Origin of the sequence: Nonomuraea sp. NPDC050643 (assembly GCF_040654715.1) — a bacterium.
Taxonomy (GTDB): Bacteria; Actinomycetota; Actinomycetes; order Streptosporangiales; family Streptosporangiaceae; genus Nonomuraea.
Genome location: NZ_JBFAIM010000158.1, coordinates 1 through 3,115, shown reverse-complemented (window position 1 = coordinate 3,115; position 3,115 = coordinate 1). Strand labels below are relative to the sequence as shown.

The window sequence follows — 3,115 nt, the reverse complement described above, 5'->3', positions numbered from 1 at the left end:
CTGCAGCAGTTGAAGGCGGCCAACACCACATCCACCGTCTCCACCACCGACCTGGACGACACGCCTCCAGGGCCGGAAGACCCGCCCGCCGAGGATACCGACCCACCGACCGTGGTCGCCGTCGGCCCGGACAAGGACGCGACAGGTGTACCGCCCAACACCGAGATCTGGGCATCGTTCAGCGAGCCGGTCGTCGAAGCCCAGATGGTGGTGAAAGACGCCGACGGCAACCCGGTCGCCGGGGTGTCCAGGCAGCCGGATGAGAACACGGCACAGTTCGTGCCCGAACAGCCGCTTGCTGCCAACACCCGCTACACGGCGGAGGTCTTCGGCGCTAAAGATGCGGCCGGCAACGTGATGGCCGCCCCGCACATCTGGTCGTTCACGACGGGCGGTCCTGACACCGATCCGCCCAAGGTGGACGGCACCGCCCCCGCCGCGAACGAAACCAACGTGCCGGCGGACACCGCCATCAGGGTCGGTTTCAGCGAGGCGGTATCCGGCGTTCAGATCACGCTCAAGGACTCATCGAACGCGACCGTGCAGGGAACAACGGCGGGCGACACCGACGAATGGACGTTCACCCCGGCCTCACCGCTCGCCGTCTCGGTGTACCGAGTCGAGGTGAGCGGCGCCAAGGACGGCTCGGGCAACATCATGACGCCCCACACCTGGACATTCACCACGCCGGTGCCGGGGTTGGTCGCAGCCTTTGGCATGAACGAGGGTTCAGGCGTGAGCGTGGCCGACTCTTCGGTGCAGAACAACACCGGTACCGGCAGCGGCACCGCCTGGGTGAATGGTAAGTACGGCAAGGCCCTGTCGTTCAATGGTTCCTCCAGCTGGGTCAGCGTCCCGCACGCGGAGTCACTGCGTCTGACAAACGGGATGACACTGTCGGCCTGGGTCAACGCACCCGCTGGAGCTCGCTTCGTGGTGGGCAAGGAGTTGAGCGCGCAGGGTCCCTCCTACGGCCTGTATGCCGCCAACGGCGGAAGAGCCGGCCCAACCGGGCGAGTGAGCACAAGCCTCACGACCTCCTCCACGGTCAGTTCATCCACCTCTTTGACTCCGAACAGCTGGAGCCATCTGGCGCTCACCTACGAAGGCGCTACCCTGCGGTTGTTCGTCAATGGACAACAGGTCGCCCAGACAGCGGTGAGCGGCAACCTCTACGACAATGGCGGCCCGCTCAAGATCGGCGGCAACGCCGTTGGCGGAGAATTCTTCAGCGGCCTGATCGACGAGGTGCGCGTCTACAACCGGGCCCAAACCTCAGCCGAGATCCTGACCGACATGAACACCCCCGTCGGCACCGCCGCGACGGGCGCGGTAGGGCGTCAGTCGCAGGCGAACTCCTCCACCGAGATCCAGAAGCTGGTGGTCGAAGACAGCCACATCGTGGACGGCGTCACCACCACCTCCGATCTCTCCCCCCGCCTGACCGCCTGGCTGCCTGCCGGGCGCCACGGTGAAGAGAAGGTGGAAGCAGAAATCGTCCGCACGTCCACGAAAACCGACAAAGCGGGGAAGGCAACCTCGGACAAACAGCTGATCTGGTCTGGCCACACCACCGCCAAAGCCAATGAGTCGCAGGTAACGCTCAAGGTTCCCGAGGGCCGGTTGCGAAACGGCGAGAAGGCGAGATGGCGGGCCCGGGTCGTCACTAACGAGCAGGCCGGAACGTGGACCGACTGGCAGACCCTCCAGGTTGCATCTGCGGCCTCTGCCGCCTCGCCGGCGAACGCTGCCACGGCTGCCTTGTTCGACCCACCTATAACCCACGACGAAGGCAAACTCCGTATCACCGAAGACGCATGTCAGAGCCATAGGGCGCAGGCGGGCCGACCTGAGGGATACACGCAGGACGAGTACAACTGGTGCTCCATCGGACAAGTCGAACACGGTGTAAAAAACGGCCCCGCAGGCAGTTATTTCCTAGCGGAAGTCATCTCGTTGGCTTACACCTTCAATGGCGAGCGCAGCCCCGACAAGGCCCGAGGGGAGACCAGCCGTGACATGCTGATCGACGTCATAGTGCGCGTCAAACAAGACATCACCATAAGCCCGGGCTGGAGTTCGCAGCGTCTCAAAATCGGTGCGATACCGCGCCGTACCGGCTGCCGGGAGACCGACGGCACAACCGTAATCCGCTCCTACGCTCAGTGGAAGACTAATCCCTACGCGGGTAGATTCCGGCTGCACTGCCCCGCCGATATGGCGAAAGACAAGCGCACCATCATTTGGGAAGAGGGACTCCTCGAGCCCAAGACCAAAGAAGAGGTCGAAAACAAGGAAAAGGCCACAACCGACGAGTTGATGGTCTATGTCCAGGGCATCGACTCGCAGCAATACAGAAGCCGGTTCTTCGTTAGCGTCAATCTGTCCGAATTTTCGAGATCCATACGCTGCAGCACCGCATCCTACTTCAAGCACAAGTCTGGGTGCGTTTTTGCCGCGTACAATCCGCAGCTAGAACTCGCCTACAATGACGGGTTCAACCAGGCGTACGAGCACTGGTACAAAGCGTGCTACAACTCGGAGGACACCCATCCATACCACCTCTACAACACCAGCCGGAAGAAACGCATACGCGGGTGCGATCCCAAGTTTCTGACACCGCCGGGGCAGCTCAGCTTCCTGCACCGCATCGACGGCGAGGAGGCTGAGAGCAGGCGCAAGAGGCTAACCTACCCGAAGTGCATCCAGATCTTCGGGGCGGGCTACTCAAAGAACCAAACCAGAGACTGCGACGAGTATCCCTTCGCAAGCACCTGGGAGCGCTGGGAGTTCCTACCTTTGGTGCCGGACATCCCGTTCTCTCTCTGCATTATATCGAAGAGTCAAAACAGCACCGCAGGGACTAAGACCGGCATTTTCTACGACAGGCGGCGGATTCTCCATGGAGACCGGTTCTCCATCACCTTCTCCCACAAGATCGGCATTCGTTCAGCGTTCAATGTGTGTACCAAAGCCGTAAAGCCTTGACATGCCACTAGAGTGGGGGGGGGGGGGGGGGGGGGGCCCGCCCCCGCCCCCCCCCCCACCCCCCCCGGGTGTCGGGGGAGGTGGGGGCGGGAGACAGAAGAATTATATAAAAAAAAAAGAGAGGATA

General features: G+C 62.2%; 1 protein-coding gene. It reads left to right on the top strand.

The window, feature by feature from the left end:
- The coding region (locus AB0I15_RS66630) for an Ig-like domain-containing protein (RefSeq protein WP_358121097.1) at positions 1-2,988 on the top strand (2,988 nt) is incomplete at its 5' end.
- Between the last annotated feature and the right edge of the window lie 127 nt (positions 2,989-3,115).